The organism is Gallibacterium salpingitidis, assembly GCF_030517105.1.
GTDB lineage: Bacteria > Pseudomonadota > Gammaproteobacteria > Enterobacterales > Pasteurellaceae > Gallibacterium > Gallibacterium salpingitidis.
This window is the reverse complement of sequence record NZ_CP103875.1, coordinates 1,110,226-1,126,363: the sequence shown is the minus strand read 5'-3', so window position 1 is coordinate 1,126,363 and position 16,138 is coordinate 1,110,226. Positions and strand designations below refer to the sequence as shown.

The following is a 16,138-nucleotide window of genomic DNA, read 5'->3' as shown; positions in this document are numbered from 1 at the left end:
AAGCGACCTTACATTTTTAACTTAGTGGAATACTGCTAAAAAACACTAATAGAACTGGCACTAATAAATTAATAATAAAGCCAAAACTTAATGCTAATGGTACAGTTTCAATCCCGCCTGAACGCTGAATAATCGGCAAGGTGCAATCTAATGCAGTTGCACCAGCTAATCCTACAGCAGTGGCACGATAGTGATGCATAAATAGCGGAATTAAAAAGAGGCTAGCAATTTCACGCGAAAGATCATTAAAGAATGCAATACTACCCCAGATTGGCCCCCATGCATCATTTAATAACACACTTGATAAAGAGTACCACCCCATACCAGAAGAGATGGCTAAACCTTGGCTAAGTGGAATTTGTAAACAAAGTGCCGATACGATACCGCCTAATAATGAACTTACGGTAAAAATAACGGAAATAATGATGCCACGTTTATTAAAAAAGACTTTGCGTAAGTTAATTCCGCTATTGCGCAATTGAATTCCCACCAAAAAGATTAAAACAATCAGCACATAAGTACTGGAGCCATGAGGAATAAGAAAATAACTTTTGGTCAAAAGTCCAAAGACAAAACCCACAGCCACCATGCTGCACATTTTGGCTGAATCAAGAATCATTTTGACGCGAGATGGCATATTTTTAGCAGATTTTAATGTTGGAGCAGGATAATGCTTATCATATAAACCTAAACTAAGAATATTTAAGCCATGAATAATACAGCTGAAGACTACCGCTTTAAATGCAATATCTGGCAAAGTTGTTGTTAGGTTATCTAACTGTCCTAAAGAACAGCCCATTACAAATAAAATTAGAAACAACAACACCATAATACTTTTATTGATCCAATGTATAAATGTGACGTTGTTACTTTTAATTAAATAGCCTAAAAATAAAGGCACTAATACAATGGCTAAACTTTCTAGCATAAAGTGATAACTATAATAAAAAATAATTGAAAGGCGTCAATTTATCGGTTCTTGATAGGGAATGTCAAATAAAAAAAGATAACAAGCGTAACTAAGTAGTCTTAGTGTGCTAAGATGATGACGAGATAACGCAAAAAAAGGATCAGAATTATGTATTTGAAACAAATTGAGGTTGTCGGCTTTCGTGGTATTCACCGTTTATCCTTTCAATTACGTTCTAATATGGTACTGATTGGTGAAAATGCTTGGGGTAAATCGAGTTTACTCGACTTATTAAGTTTAATTTTTAATAAAGAAGCCGAGCCTTATCAATTTCAAGCTGATGATTTTTTTTACTCTATGCAAGAAGGGGAAATAAAAAAAGTTTCCTCAATTAATTTGCTATTTACATTTAGTGAATCAGAACTCGGAGAATTACAATTTCCCACTCAACATTTTTTGCATCCTATCAAAGTAAAACATGAAGATGGTTTTGATCGTATTTATTTGCGCGTTTTTGCTGAACAAACCGTATCAGGAGAAATTTGTACCACCTATAATTTTATTGATGAGCAAGGCAATGTTATTGCGTTAGAAGAAGCTCAACAGACAAAATTAGTCAGCCGTCTCATTCAACGTCATACCGTCTATCGCTTTCGTGATGCTCGTTTAGTAAAGCAACCAATAGAATTACAACCTATTCATTTTAGTAAGAATTTAACGCCAGAAATTATCGAACTCTTTACTGCAGTAATGACGCTCTTACGTTATTACTTTATTTTGGAACGTAATAGGCAAACAGCGATTGGCGATACTAGTCTATTATGGCAACAAGCGAAAAAGTTGGCAGAACAATTACGGGTAGGTGATGAAAAATTAAGACGCTACTTTTTTGTCTATTTAGTGAAACATTTTTTGCCAGATGACAAAACCTTATTTTCGCAAGTCAGTAATCCAATTTTATTGTTTGAAGACCCTGAATCCCGTTTACATCCTCGTTTAATGGCGATTATGTGGGATTTATTAAGCTATATTCCATTACAACGTTTGATCACCACCAATTCAGTGGAATTATTATCCAATGTGCCTCTGCATTCGATTTGTCGTTTAGTGCGTGGTGAAGATCGTATTCAATCTTATCAATTAGATCGTCATGATTTAGGTAAAGTGGATTTACGCCGTTTAACTTTTCATATTCACTATAATCGTAGTTTAGTCCTCTTTTCACGAGCATGGATTTTCGTTGAGGGAGAAACAGAAGTTTGGATTTTAAATGAGCTGGCTAAAGTTTTAGATATCAATTTAGAAAATGAAGGTATTCGCATTGTTGAATTTGCACAATGTGGCATCAAACCTTTAATTAAATACGCCAACTTGATGGGAATTGCTTGGCATCTATTAACCGATGGTGATGAAGCGGGTAGAAAGTATGTAGCAGTGGCCACTGAATTATTGCGTGAGAATGAACATGCTTTAGATAAAATTACTGCATTGCCAAAACGGGATATTGAACACTATTTTTATGATAATGGCTTTGAATTTGTGTTTAAGCATTTGGCACGTTTACCAGAAAAACACAATTATTCCAAAGCCCAGATTATTCAACGTGCCATTCAAAACACGTCAAAACCAGATTTAGCATTAGCGATCGTTAAAGCAGTAAAACAGAGCGATAACCAATTAATCCCACTATTATTCCGCCGTTTATTTTCCAAAATGTTGCTAATTGCAAAAGAGCAGGGCATATAAAAAAATTAAAAATTTTCCAAGAAAATTTGCTGAGTTTTGCTAGAATTAAAAGGAAAAGCCTGTGATAGCTTTTCTTTTTTATTTTTCTTTATTCTACAGGTGTTTTTTTATGCAAAATCAAAGTCTTTTGGCGAAATTTTTTCACTTGGAACAACATAATACCAATGTGAAAACAGAAATTATCGCTGGGATCACAACTTTCCTCACTATGGTCTATATTGTATTCGTTAATCCATCTATTCTAGGGGTGGCAGGAATGGATACACAAGTTGTCTTCGTTACTACCTGCTTAATCGCTGCTTTTGGTAGTATTTTTATGGGATTATTTGCTAATTTGCCCGTTGCCTTAGCGCCGGCAATGGGGCTAAATGCCTTTTTTGCTTATGTTGTCGTTAGTAAAATCGGGTTATCTTGGCAAGTGGGTATGGGTACCATTTTCTGGGGTGCGGTTGGCCTATTAGCTTTAACTTTATTCCAAATTCGTTATTGGCTTATCGCTGCTATTCCGTTGAGTTTACGTGTGGGTATTACAGCAGGTATCGGTCTGTTTATTGCCTTAATGGGCTTCCATAATGCGGGTATCATTGTGCCAAATGAAGCTACATTAATGTCATTAGGCGATTTACATTCACCAACAGTATTATTAGGTATTTTAGGCTTCTTTATCATTGTGATTTTAGGAGCGAAGCAAATCCATGCTGCGGTATTGGTATCAATCGTTGTTACTACCGTATTATCCTTATTGTTGGGCAAAACGCAGTTCCAAGGCATTTTCTCTATGCCACCAAGCATTACTTCCGTTGTGGGCGAAGTAGATTTAACCGGGGCATTACAAGGTGATTTATTAGGCATTATTTTTTCCTTTATGCTAGTTAATCTATTTGACTCATCAGGTACTTTACTAGGTGTTACTGATAAAGCAGGTATTAGCAACGCACAAGGCACTTTCCCAAAAATGAAACAAGCATTATATGTGGATAGTATTAGTTCTGTAACTGGTGCTTATTTAGGAACTTCCTCTGTAACTGCATATATTGAAAGTAGCGCAGGCGTATCTGTTGGTGGTCGTACAGGCTTAACAGCAGTAGTGGTAGGTATCCTATTTTTATTAGTTATCTTTATTTCACCTTTAGCGGCGATTGTGCCACCTTATGCCACTGCAGGTGCTTTGATTTATGTAGGTATTTTAATGTCCTCTAGCTTAATTAAAGTACGTTGGGATGATTTAACTGAAGCAACTCCAGCCTTTATTACTGCTGCGATGATGCCATTTACCTATTCGATTACCGAAGGGATCGCTCTTGGTTTTATTAGTTACTGTGTAATGAAATTATTCACTGGTAAAGCTAAAGACGTCAGTATTCCAGTATGGGTAATTGCAGTTTTATTCTTACTCAAAATTATCTTAGTAGATTAAGGATTTAGTATGCAAAAATTACTTTATATCTTAAATGATTCTCCATATGGTGGCGAGAAAACCTTTAATGCGTTACGTTTTGCGCTAGCTTTAAAAGAAGAACATACTAAAGACGTAGAAATGAAAATTTTCTGTTTTTCTGACGCTGTGTTGTCTGGATTAAAAGGACAAAACCCGAAAGAAGGTGGTAATGTTCAAGAACTATTGAGCATTTTGACTGGACTAGGCGTAGAAGTAAAATTATGTACAACTTGTACTAATGCTCGTGCAGTATCACAACATCCATTAATTGACGGAGTAACGCTCGGTACATTAGCTGATGTTGCTGAATGGACACTATGGGCGGATAAAGTCCTTACTTTCTAAACATAACCAAATAACGCCGATTCAATAGAGATCGGCGTTTTTCTCTCTATATTTAATCAAGATATGACAACACAACTTAATCCAATTTCATTGCCATTGGCACAAAATAATGTAATTGAAGCTTCAGCGGGAACAGGCAAAACCTATACGATGGTTACTCTCTATCTGCGCCTATTATTACAAGCTGGAGAAAATAATTTTCCAATGCCATTGGATATTGAGCAAATTTTGGTGGTGACTTTTACTCGAGATGCAACCAAAGAATTACGGCAGCGGATTAATCAACGGATTCAATCTTGGTTAAAATTACTACAGCAATATCAGCAACATCAAGATAAACAGCAAATTGAGGATGCTGAATTACTCGCATTATTGCCTTATCTGGAAAACAATTTAGATTTAGCTATTCAACGTTTAACTTTTGCAACACAATATATTGATAAAGCAGCGATTTTCACTATTCATAGTTTTTGCCAGCGTATTTTACGTCAATATGCGTTTGACTCTGGTTTAACATTTAATTTTTCTGTCAGTGAAGCCAATCAACAACAGTTACGACAAATTAATTATCAATTATGGCGTGAACAATTCTATTCACTTTCCGCAACACAAGCGCAAATCGTTACCGATATTTTTCAATCGCCGGATACCTTTTTTAAGGCAAATGAGGCTTTGCTATCTGGTGAAATGCCGAAAATTACGACTGCATTACCATTTACGGATCTCCAGGCAGGGTTAAGTTATTATCAGCAGCAGTTAGATGAGTTTACTGCTATTGAGCAGCGCTATTTTGCCGAATTTACACAATGGTTTAATCAATATCGCGATAATGTTCAGAAAAGAAGTAATGAAAAAATCACTGCCTATTGCCAATCAGTTACCGAAGATAGCGATATTAAGCAAAGAATGCAGCAGGCAATAACGCTAACAGAAATCAAATTTTATAAAGGTAAAGAGGTTCAGCTGCCAGAATTAGTGTTTAAATTAGAGCAATTTTTTGAGCAATTTTCATATACAGCTTATGTTAGTGGGATGAATTATCTTTATCTTGCCACTTTACGTGAGCGCATTTTTGCTTATCAAGATCAACATAATGAAAAATATTTTGATGATTTGCTGCGTGTATTGCGTGATGTTCTGCTTAAACCACAAGCAGAGAAATTAATCCGTTTAATTCGTCAGCAATATCCTTTTGCGATGATTGACGAATTCCAAGACACCGATCCTGTTCAATTAACGATTTTCGAGAAAATTTATCTATCGCCAATATCGGATCAACAAGTGACAGGTTTCACTGTAATCGGTGATCCAAAACAAGCCATTTATCGCTTTCGTGGTGCTGATGTTTTTACTTATCTGTCGATTATGGATCATCAGCAAAATAACCACATTGAACATATTTATACCTTGCAACACAATTATCGCTCTTCTGTTGCTTTGATTGACAGTATTAATCAACTCTTTTCACAAGCACAAAATCCGTTTTATTTAACTAATATTCAATTCCCACTTATTTCAGCACACCGTCAAGGTTATTTAGCTATTGCGCAAAAAAGACAAAAACCTTGGCAAATATTGCAGCTAAATGAAGAAATAAAATATAAAGAGTCTTATCAACTGGCAATGGCAGAAGCTTTTGCTTGTCATATTCAACAATTGCTTAAAGCAGCCGAGCAGCAACAAGCCTTGTTTATTGAAGATCCTGAGAGCCAGCAGCAAGTCGTTGCCGCCAAAGATATTGCAGTATTAGTAAGAAGCAGAGATGAAAGCCAAATTATCCGTAATGCGTTAGCGAAAAAAGGCATTACGGCAGTGTTTTTATCAGAACAATCGAATGTGTTTGAGACTACTACAGCTCGAGATTTGGCGCTTATTTTGCAAGCTTGTTTTACTCCATTTAGTGAACGTGCGGTATTGTCTGCATTAGGTTCGACTTTATGGGGCTTAAACGCTGCACAAATTTATCAATTAAAAGAAGATGAATCTCAATGGGCAGCATTGATCGATCGCTTATTAAATTATCGTCATATTTGGCAAACACAAGGAGTTTTGCCAATGCTGTATCGACTTTATCAAACGGAAGAGATTCCACAACGTTTACAACAGTTTGAGTTGGGCGAACGCTACTTAGTGGATTTATTACATTTAAGTGAATTGTTGCAGCAAGCGATGAATCAACAGCAAAATGAAGAAGCATTATTGAACTGGTATCAGCAGCAATTAAGCGGTGTTCAAGGTAATGAAGAAAATCGCTTACGTCTGGAACGTGAGCAAAATGTGGTGAAAATTATCACGATTCATAAATCGAAAGGACTAGAATTCCCCATTGTCTGTTTACCGTTTATTTTAACGAAAAAAGTTGCGGGTAAAGCCGAGTTTTATCACAATCAGCAAAATCAGCTGATGTGGGATATGCTGAAAGAGCATACGGAACAAACACGATTAGAAAATAATGCGGAAGATATGCGCTTGTTATATGTTGCTTTGACCAGAGCTAAATATCAACTCGTTGTTGGAGTACCCGCTGAACCAATGTTTAATGAAAAAAGCAATCTAGCGACATTAAATCCATTGGATTATTTACTGCTACAAGGAGAGAAAGCGGATTTTTCGGCACATAATCACTATGCAGAATTATTTGATCGAGCGCTTTCACCTGAACATTGGCAAGTCACTATGACAAATAAATTGCCATACAATGACAATTGGCGACCAAATTTAGCAAATACGCCGACCTTAACTGTTCGTCAATTTTCACAAGATATTGAAAAAAATTGGTTAGTGACCAGTTTTTCTGCGTTACAAGCAAAATTACAGGAACTTTATACGCAGCATTTTGCTGATATAGGGCAAGATCATTTTGATCAGGATTTATCATCAAATTGGCATAATGATAGTGAAGTAACGATTACCGATACAGAATTATCTCATTACTATCCAACCGGTTTTTCCCCTTTTGATTTTCCTAAAGGTGCGGTGGTAGGTTCTTGTTTGCATAGTTATTTAGAAAAGTTGGATTTCACCCAACCTATCAGCATTGATTCGCTAACAACGATTTGCCAAGCGCTTAATTTAGAAGAAACTTGGCTATCACCATTACAGCTATGGTTCACGCAAATTTTACAACAACCTCTACCTGAATTAGGTTGTTTAAATCAAATCAGCAAACGAGATAAATTAACCGAATTACAATTCTACTTAAAATTAGGAAAATTATTTAATAATCAGGAATTTAATTCCGTTTTAAGCCAATATCATCCATTATATGATCAACATTATCCAATTCGTGTGGATGAGATTAAAGGCTTTATTCGTGGTTTTATTGATGCAGTAGTTAGACGAGATAATCATTATTATATTATTGATTATAAAAGTAATTTCTTGGGAGAGCAGTTATCTTGTTATCAAGAAGAGAATTTACGCAAAGTTATTTCAGCACAGCGTTATGATTTGCAGTATTTGATTTATACATTGGCAGTACACCGCTATTTAAAACTCAATGATCCCGAATATCAGTATGAAACGCATTTTGGCGGTGTCTTTTATCTATTTTTACGTGGTATGGCAGTACCTGATACTCAGCAGCACACAGGAATATTTTTCACAAAACCTGCAACAGTATTAATTGAAAAACTTGATCAATTATGGGGTGAATGATGTTAGCACTATTAAAACAATTACGTGATCAAGAGATAATTGAAAATATTGATTACTACTTTGCCAAATTTATTCACCAGCAAGGTACGACTGTTGATAAACCTATTAATGATTTAGCGACTTTTTTAGCGGCACAATTAAGTTTTGTGCATCAAAAAGGGCATAGCTGTTTATTACTTGATCAGCATCTTTATGAAAATCCGTTTGAGTTAAAATTCGCCAGTGAACAACAACAATTATTAAAACAGTTGCAACAGTTTTTGTCATCACAGTGGACGAGTTGGCAAACAAGTTTAGTGCAGCATCCTGCTTTTTCTATTGAAGAACAACAAGTAACACCAATCGTTATGCGTCCGTTGCAGCAGCAGATAGCACTATATTTTCACCGTATTTGGCAAGATGAGCACTATATTGCGGAACGTTTAAGCCAGATCCAAACAATTCACTATTCGCCATTGCAGCTTCAAGAAATTGAACAGATTTTAGCAACTCTATTTCCACAGAATGAGCAGCATCCTGATTGGCAGAAAATTGCGGTAGCAACTGCCTTTTCACGCACTATTACCTTTATTTCAGGTGGGCCGGGCACAGGAAAAACAACCACAGTGGCAAAACTATTGTTGGGTTTGCAATGGTTACAACAGCTGCAAGATAAAGAGTTTTTGACTATCCGTTTAGCAGCGCCAACAGGTAAAGCAGCCACTCGATTAACGGAATCATTACATCAAGCCATTCAGCAAATTAATTTACCGCTTGAATTGAAGCAGAGCTTACCACAAGAGGCTGCCACAATTCACCGCTTATTGGGCATGAAACCGAATGCGAAACCGGAATATCATCAGCAACGTCCCTTGAACGTCGATTTATTAGTGATTGATGAAGCCTCAATGATTAATCTGTCATTGATGGCAACATTATTGCGAGGCGTACATTCAGAAACACGTTTAATTTTTCTTGGTGATAAAGACCAATTAGCATCGGTTGAAACCGGTTCAATCATGTCTGAATTGGGGCAATTTTTGCAATTTGATTATAGTCAGCAACAAAATCATTATTTTCAACAAGTTTGTCAGCAACAATTGGCTGATACTACCGAAAATAACTTTATTCGTGATAGTTTGTGTCATTTGCAACATAGTTATCGCTTTAATGCTGATACTGGGATTGGACAGCTCGCAAAATTAGTCAATCAACGGCAAGCAGAGCAGAGTTGGCAACTGTTTGAACAATATTCAGATATCCAAGCTTTTCCGTTATTTGCACATCAACCGAGTGATAATTATCCGGTGATTCAATTTGCCGCAGAGCTTTATCGTGATTATTTTCGTTATGTGAAACAGCAAACAAATTGGAGTTTGACGGAAATTCAAACTGCCTTTCAATATTTTAAGCGTTGTCGTCTGTTAAGCGCCCTAAGTACGGGTTCATTAGGCGTAGAACAGCTTAATCAGAAAATTGCCGAAATGCTGCGTTATCAAAAACAACTAGATTTCCGCTTTGCCTATGAATGGTATTTAGGGAAGCCAATTATTGTATTGCAGAACGATCATAATATTCGTTTATTCAATGGCGACATTGGCTTAGTGTTGCCAGATGAACAAGGGAATTTAAAAGTTTGGTTTGAAACAGAAAGCGGTTTTCGTAGTGTACTTACTAGCAGAGTGCCTAGTGTTGAGCCTGCTTATGTGATGACGGTACATAAATCGCAAGGTTCAGAGTTTGATCATGCTGTATTAGTTTTGCCACAAGAGTATAATCCGCTACTTAGTAAAGAGTTAATTTATACTGCAATCACACGAGCTAAACAGCAATTTACTGTATTTAGCCAACAGGATATTTGGCAAATGGCAGTACGGAATCAAACCGTTCGTTGTAGTGGATTAGCAGAACAGATCAAGCAATATTTTGGAGGAATAAGATGCTAGTCGCTATTCCAGCATTAAGTGATAATTATATTTGGTGTTATAGTCGCGATAACCTGCACGCTTTATTAATAGATCCTGCCACAGCAGAGGCTGTAGAGAATTTTTTGGCAAAGTCTAGCCTAAAATTAGAGGCCATTTTAGTCACGCATAATCATGCCGATCATACTGGTGGAGTGGCACAATTACGTAAAAAATATCCACATGTACCAGTTTATGCACCTACAGAAGTTGGTTCTAAATTAGCAACACATCTAGTGGATTCTGGTATCCATCATACACCTTATTATACTATTCACGTGTTGATGACTGGTGGGCATACTGCTGGCCATATTAGCTATCTTGTTGATAATCACCTTTTTTGTGGTGATATTTTATTTTCTTTGGGTTGTGGCAGAGTATTTACCGGTGACTATGCACAAATGTTTGCTTCATTACAAAAAATTAAGCAATTACCAGATGACACAATTGTTTGTGCTGCACACGAATATACATTGAGTAATTTACGTTTTGCACAATCTGTAGCAAATTCTGTTGCATTAACGGAATATGCTAAAAAGATTGAACAACTAAGAGCAGAGCAACGCCCAACATTACCAACAACATTAGGTTTAGAAAAAGCATTAAATCCATTTTTACGTTGTGAAAATTTGGAGAGTTTTATTGCGTTGCGACAAGCAAAGGATAAATTTTAATAGATGATGAATAAGAGATGAGAATTTTATCTCATCTCTTATAGTTTATTATAAATATTGCGCAAATTGGCTTTGTACATTCAATAATTGCTGTTTTGTCAACATAAAGACGCCATCGCCACCATTTTTAAATTTAATCCATTCAAATGGAACATTTGGAAATTGTTCCACAAGATGCACCATACTATTTCCCACTTCACAAATTAACACACCATTATCATTTAAATAGTCTGCTGCGTGCGCAATAATACGTTTCACTAGGATTAACCCATCTTGACCAGCTTCTAATCCTAAAATCGGTTCGTGAGAAAACTCGACTGGCATATCAGCAATATCTTCTGCATCTACGTATGGCGGATTGCTGACAATCAAATCATAACCATCGTGTGGTAAGTTATCGAAAAGATCAGACTGCAAAGGGAACACTTGATGTTCTAAATGGTGGTGGGCAATATTAATTTCCGCCACATTTAGTGCATCAAGAGAAATATCTACTGCATCAATTTCTGCATTTGGGAATTTATCTGCACAAGCAATCGCAATACAACCGCTACCAGTACACATATCCAAGATACGTTTTGGTTCGCTGCGTACAACACCAGTAAAACCATCTTGAATCAATTCACCAATTGGTGAACGTGGCACTAAAACACGTTCATCAACATAAAATTGTAAACCACAAAACCAAGCAGAGTGTGTCAAATAAGCGACAGGTTTACGAGTTTCAATGCGCTCGATCACAAGTGATAATAGCTTTTGTTTTTCAATATCAGTTAAACGAGATTGATATAATTCACTTGGTACATCTAAAGGTAAATGTAATGTTGATAAAACCAGTTGTAATGTTTCATCCCACGCATTGTCAAAACCATGTCCATAGAAAATATCTGAAGCATTGAAATAGCTATAAGTCCAACGCAGAAAATCTTGAATTGTATGTAAATTTGGTAGTGGAGAATGTAGTTGGATTTCTTCGATAATATCTTGATTAAAAAGTTGTTGTTCAGTCATAGCATCCACTGTTAATAAAAATAAAAGAGGTCTATTTATACCATATTTTCAGAAAGAGATGGTAGTGTGATAGAATGACGCCCAATTAAAATTGATGAGGATAATCATGGATTCACAGGAGCAATCGTTATTTCAGGAATTTGTTAAAGATGTCAAACCATTAAAACAAGACACTGTCACATTTTCTCTTCAACGTAAACATAATTTACAACAGCAACAGCAACAAGAAAAAAGAGAACTCCGCGAAAAAGAGGATACGTTATTCTATTTTTCTGATGAGTATGAGCCATTATTAGATGAAACCGGCAGCCGTTATCTACGTGAAGGCGATGATCACTATTTATTAAAACGACTTCGTCGTGGTGATTTTGTGCCAGATCTATTTTTAGATTTACATGGATTAACTAGGGAGCAAGCAAAACAAGAATTGGCGGCACTATTGCTAGCCTGTGAAAAAGAACATTTACCTTGTGCCTGCATTATGACCGGCTACGGTAGTTTTACCCTAAAAAATCAAATTCCTCGCTGGTTGGTACAGCATCCAAAAGTGATAGCCTTTCATCAAGCCCCTAAAGAGTGGGGTGGTGATGCTGCAATTTTAATTTTGGTCGATATTGGTGAAGTTGTAATTTAAGATGCGCTATTTATTTACGATTTTAATATGTTATCTGTTAAGCCTTACTGCTATGGCTCATCCACATGCTTTTATTGATATGAAAAGTCAATTTTTGGTTGAGCAAGGTAAACTTACTGGGATTAGAATGCAATGGTTAATGGATGAAATTTCTTCGTCTGAAGTGATTTATGAAATTGAAACCAGTAAAAATAAGCAACAAAAATTAGCACAACTTACCAATGAAATTATGCAAAATATTGTCGGGCAACACTATTTTGCCTATTTTTATGATGATAATCATCGTCCGATTAAATATAGTAAGTACCCTCAAAATACCAAATTAACAATAATCAACAAAAGACAGCTACAAATTAATTTTGATGTAATATTGAGTACGCCTCATGAACTTACTCATCAAACAGCGACCTTATTAGTTTATGATCCGACTTATTATATTGCCATGCTATATCTAACACCGAAAGATGTGAGTTTTCTGGGAGAAACCACTTGCAAGCTGAAAATTATTGAGCCAGAGTCAAATCCCACAATGAAAGATTATGCAGCAAGTTTAGATAAAAATGCAGAAGAAGACACTTCTCTTGGCATTCTTTTTGCACAAAAGGTAAAATTATCATGTCCTTAATTCGCAATATTACACTTTTTATATTACTGTTAATGGGGATAGCACTTATTACTTTAATGCTATTTTATCCTTCTTTTTTTCAATTTATTTTTAATATTCAGCGTTGGTTTCATCAAGCCATTAGCACCACATTACAGAATATCAATCATTCAGACACTCACACACCATTCTTTCTGGTATTGCTCTGTTTTGGCTATGGTATTTTTCATGCTGTTGGACCTGGGCATGGCAAATTTATCTTGACGAGTTATTTAACCACTAATCAAAGTCAGTTAAAACAAAGTATGACATTGGCAATGTTATCTTCATTGGTGCAAGGTATTGTGGCTATCGTTTTAACCACGATTGTGATCGTCATTTTTCAGTTACCAACCTATTTTTATAAGTTATCACAACAATGGTTAGAGAGAATGAGTTTCTGCCTGATGATCTTATTAGGAATTTGGTGGTTATGGCGTACTTATCAGCAATATCGTCTGCAAAAAGCACCCAAGATTACTATCAAAAAATGTCATTCCTTACCACAATCAACACACCATTTATTACAACCAATAAGTGTACATCATGCGGAAAATTGTTCGTGTGGACACCAACATTTGCCATCAGCAACGCAATTGAAACAATCAAAAGATTGGCAATCACAACTAATGTTAATTTTAAGTATTGGAGCAAGACCTTGTTCTGGAGCCATTTTAGTGTTGTTTCTCTCATATCTATTGAAACTATATTCATATGGTATGTTGGCAGTTATCGCGATGTCGATTGGAACAGGATTAACCTTAACAGGTTTTGCTTTATTAGTATTATTTGCACGAACAAGGGCAATTCAATTAAGTAAATGGTATCTACAACCTCACTATAACCAAGCAATTTCATACTGGGTTAAAGTGATTTTTAGTATGCTGTTAATCTATATGGGAATTGCTTTATTATATGGTTCAACATTACCTATTAGCGGCGGTAGGGCATTGTTTGGATAAGAGTAACGCCTATTTAATGTAGTAACTTATTTTTTGTTTTCTTTTTAAGCACTTAATTTCTTTTGCTTTGAAAAAAGTTTGCTTTTCTCTATTTGCACACTATAATGGCGAAGCATTTCACGATGCGACCGTAGCTCAGTTGGTTAGAGCACCACCTTGACATGGTGGGGGTCAGTGGTTCGAGTCCACCCGGTCGCACCATCTTAATTTTATTAATTATCCTTTTATCCACTCTTTAAAACTATCCAACGCTAATAATTTTTGTTGATAAGCAAGGGGTGAGTCGCTGAAATAGCTTTCTAAACCATAGGTAGCAATTCTACTGGCAATTGGGACAAAAAAAGCATCAACAGCTGTGAATTTTTTACCTGCCAAATAAGGTCCACCAAATCTATTTAAACCTTCTTGCCATAATTGGTTGATACGTTTTATTTCTGTTGCAACTTGATCCGAAACTTCTTTAAGCGGGGTATGAACTAAGGGATCAAAACCACAAGTTTGGCGTAATGTTGCAAATCCAGAATGCATTTCTGCACAAGCACTACGTGACCAAGCTCGTGCATAACGATCTTCTGCCCACACCTGTGGATAATCTTCTGCAATATATTCAATAATTGCCAAACTATCCCAAATAATTTGTTCTTGATCATGTAATACAGGCACTTTTGCTGTTGGTGAAAATTGTAAAAATTGTTGTTGCTGTTGTTTTCTATCTTCTAAAAAAGTCACTTCTTTATCTTCGAATGGAATGCCTAATTCTTTTAATAAAATCCAAGGGCGTAATGACCACGAAGAGAGAGGTTTGCTAACATAAAGTGAATACATAATGTTCTCCTTGTTATTACAATTGAAATTACCAAGTAAATATTACTGTATTCTGATAAAAAAAAGGGGCTGAAGTAGATTAGCACTTATGCTAAGCTACAAAAATGAAGATAACCAATTGTAAACTAAAGAAATCTATACAAAGAAAACTGCTTGAATTTTTTGTATTAGAAGTAACAGCACGATCAGCAGCAGATTTGCTTGGCATTCAAGCCAATACTGCCATCTTGTTTTATCGAAAAATTCGTCTCGTTATCAGCCATCATTTAGCACTACAAGCACATGAACTTTTCGATGGCGAAGTAGAGTTAGATGAAAGCTATTTTGGTGGTGTGCGAAAAGGGAAAAGAGGTCGGGGTGCAGCTGGTAAAATGGTGGTGTTTGGCATGCTTAAACGCCATGGAAAAGTTTACACAGTAACTGTACAAAACACTAAGACTGATACCTTACTTACTGTTATTAAAAAGAAAATACAACCAGATAGCATTGTTTATACAGATTGTTATCATAGCTATGATGTGCTAGATGTTAGTGAGTTTACGCATTATAGAATTAACCACAGTACTCATTTTGCTGAGCGGCGAAATCACATTAATGGGATAGAGAATTTTTGGAATCAAGCAAAGCGTGTGCTAAGAAAGTATAATGGAATTGATCGAAAATCTTTCCCTCTTTTTTTGAAAGAATGTGAGTTTCGTTTCAATTATGGGACACCATCTCAACAGCTCAAAATCCTGCGGAAATGGTGTCAGATTTAACGCTAATCTACTTCAGCCCCAATATTAATATTATTGAGAGCAAAATAAATCATTGGTTTACAGAGTCTATGCAAAATCATAAGATAACCAATTCTTTTAAAATTCATGTATTTAACATAAAAAACCTTATTTTTAACCAGATAACTTCCTTTATATAATGTATATTATGTTAAATAATATAATTTGTGATATTGATGATGCGATTTTATTCATTACTCTGTTATTTTTAAGTAAGATCTATCTCTCTGTTGCAGACTTCGCTATAAAATCATTTTTTGTTTTTAAGTGATTTCTGTTTCTGTATTTCTTGTCTGTTTTGATATGCGATTCTTATAAGATAATTTTCCTGTGATTCATATTGCTGCTGTTCAATATTTTTCTGTTCAGAAATTTCAGTGCGAGTTTTGACTTTTCTTTTGTGTTTAAAGATATGAGCAAGATTTATGGTTTTGAAAGATTGCTTGCTTTTTATGCGAGAAAAATTAAAGAGGTGAATTATTTTCTCTAATCTAAAAATCAGGCTTGCTTTTCGATATATTCAAGCGTACTATTTTGCTAGTACAACATATATAGGAAGTTTAAGAGGATTTTA

The 16,138-nt window shown here is 35.7% G+C and carries 13 protein-coding genes and 1 tRNA gene; 11 read left to right on the top strand and 3 right to left on the bottom strand.

All coding sequences use genetic code 11. The annotated features are described in order from the left end of the window. Window positions 1-16 precede the first annotated feature (16 nt). Window positions 17-928 carry a LysO family transporter gene (locus NYR30_RS05395; protein ID WP_066112790.1) on the bottom strand — a complete coding sequence of 304 codons (912 nt, stop codon included), beginning with the start codon at window positions 926-928 and terminating at the stop codon, window positions 17-19. 150 nt (window positions 929-1,078) lie between these two features. Here NYR30_RS05395 and NYR30_RS05390 point away from each other — a divergent pair, with 150 nt between their 5' ends. From NYR30_RS05390 to gloB, 6 genes are all read left to right on the top strand, one after another. Beyond that, a complete protein-coding gene (locus NYR30_RS05390; RefSeq protein WP_066112789.1) occupies window positions 1,079-2,656 on the top strand; it encodes a DUF2813 domain-containing protein in 1,578 nt (525 codons plus the stop codon). Between the two features lie 109 nt (window positions 2,657-2,765). Beyond that, on the top strand, window positions 2,766-4,073 hold the full coding sequence (locus NYR30_RS05385; RefSeq protein ID WP_066112788.1) for an NCS2 family permease: 1,308 nt from the start codon (window positions 2,766-2,768) through the stop codon (window positions 4,071-4,073). Window positions 4,074-4,082: 9 nt separating this feature from the next. After that, window positions 4,083-4,439 (top strand): DsrE/DsrF/TusD sulfur relay family protein, encoded by a 357-nt coding sequence (locus NYR30_RS05380; RefSeq protein ID WP_066108588.1) that lies wholly within the window; start codon window positions 4,083-4,085, stop codon window positions 4,437-4,439. 63 nt (window positions 4,440-4,502) lie between these two features. After that, a complete protein-coding gene (gene recB, locus NYR30_RS05375) occupies window positions 4,503-8,096 on the top strand; it encodes an exodeoxyribonuclease V subunit beta (RefSeq protein ID WP_066112787.1) in 3,594 nt (1,197 codons plus the stop codon). After that, the gene (gene recD / locus NYR30_RS05370) at window positions 8,093-10,021 is read left to right on the top strand and encodes an exodeoxyribonuclease V subunit alpha (protein WP_231923820.1); all 1,929 of its coding nucleotides are present in this window, start codon (window positions 8,093-8,095) and stop codon (window positions 10,019-10,021) included. The genes recB and recD overlap by 4 nt, the downstream gene beginning before the upstream one ends. Continuing rightward, window positions 10,015-10,713 (top strand): hydroxyacylglutathione hydrolase, encoded by a 699-nt coding sequence (gloB, locus tag NYR30_RS05365; RefSeq protein WP_066112785.1) that lies wholly within the window; start codon window positions 10,015-10,017, stop codon window positions 10,711-10,713. The genes recD and gloB overlap by 7 nt, the downstream gene beginning before the upstream one ends. Before the next feature lie 48 nt (window positions 10,714-10,761). Here the strand turns inward: gloB and prmB are convergent, their stop codons facing one another. Next, window positions 10,762-11,724, bottom strand: coding sequence for a 50S ribosomal protein L3 N(5)-glutamine methyltransferase (gene prmB / locus NYR30_RS05360; protein ID WP_066112784.1), 963 nt, complete (start codon window positions 11,722-11,724; stop codon window positions 10,762-10,764). A 106-nt stretch (window positions 11,725-11,830) separates the two neighbouring features. Here prmB and smrB point away from each other — a divergent pair, with 106 nt between their 5' ends. The 4 genes from smrB to NYR30_RS05340 all read left to right on the top strand — a co-directional run bounded on the left by smrB (window position 11,831) and on the right by NYR30_RS05340 (window position 14,164). Continuing rightward, entirely contained in the window at window positions 11,831-12,358 is a 528-nt protein-coding gene (smrB, locus tag NYR30_RS05355) for an endonuclease SmrB (RefSeq protein ID WP_082987407.1), read from the top strand. Window positions 12,359-12,410: 52 nt separating this feature from the next. After that, the gene (locus NYR30_RS05350; protein WP_302502225.1) at window positions 12,411-12,983 is read left to right on the top strand and encodes a DUF1007 family protein; all 573 of its coding nucleotides are present in this window, start codon (window positions 12,411-12,413) and stop codon (window positions 12,981-12,983) included. Further along, entirely contained in the window at window positions 12,974-13,963 is a 990-nt protein-coding gene (locus tag NYR30_RS05345; RefSeq protein WP_066112781.1) for a nickel/cobalt transporter, read from the top strand. The genes NYR30_RS05350 and NYR30_RS05345 overlap by 10 nt, the downstream gene beginning before the upstream one ends. A gap of 124 nt (window positions 13,964-14,087) precedes the next feature. Then, window positions 14,088-14,164: transfer RNA gene (locus NYR30_RS05340), tRNA-Val, on the top strand. A gap of 15 nt (window positions 14,165-14,179) precedes the next feature. Here the strand turns inward: NYR30_RS05340 and NYR30_RS05335 are convergent. Further along, entirely contained in the window at window positions 14,180-14,788 is a 609-nt protein-coding gene (locus NYR30_RS05335) for a glutathione S-transferase (protein ID WP_066112780.1), read from the bottom strand. 104 nt (window positions 14,789-14,892) lie between these two features. Between NYR30_RS05335 and NYR30_RS05330 the strand changes: the two genes are divergently transcribed. After that, a complete protein-coding gene (locus NYR30_RS05330) occupies window positions 14,893-15,546 on the top strand; it encodes an IS1595 family transposase (RefSeq protein WP_115241497.1) in 654 nt (217 codons plus the stop codon). Window positions 15,547-16,138: the final 592 nt, after the last annotated feature.